The 205-nt window shown below is 42.9% G+C and carries 1 protein-coding gene; it reads right to left on the bottom strand.

The window, feature by feature from the left end; genetic code table 11:
• A partial coding sequence (locus LB465_RS18600) for a transposase (protein WP_224471338.1) occupies positions 1 to 205 on the bottom strand: 205 nt, incomplete at both ends.

Here is a 205-nt window from a genome sequence, read left to right as displayed (position 1 = left end):
CCTGGTTGAAGATATTTTTAAACTTCCCTTTTAAGCGTTTGCCCCTAAAATCATTGATGGTATTATGATCGGGTTTACTTTGACCGCTGAGCCACATAAAATGAATGTTCTCCTGAAGGGCCTGCTCCATTTTTCGAGAGGAATACATATTGCGCAGGTATGCATAGATGGTCACCTTGAGCAACATCCGGGGATGGTAACTGGA

The sequence above is a fragment of the Salegentibacter lacus genome, from assembly GCF_020164555.1.
GTDB classification, from domain to species: Bacteria; Bacteroidota; Bacteroidia; order Flavobacteriales; family Flavobacteriaceae; genus Salegentibacter; species Salegentibacter lacus.
The sequence above is the reverse complement of the archived record's forward strand: the minus strand, read 5'-3'. Positions and strand labels throughout refer to the sequence as shown.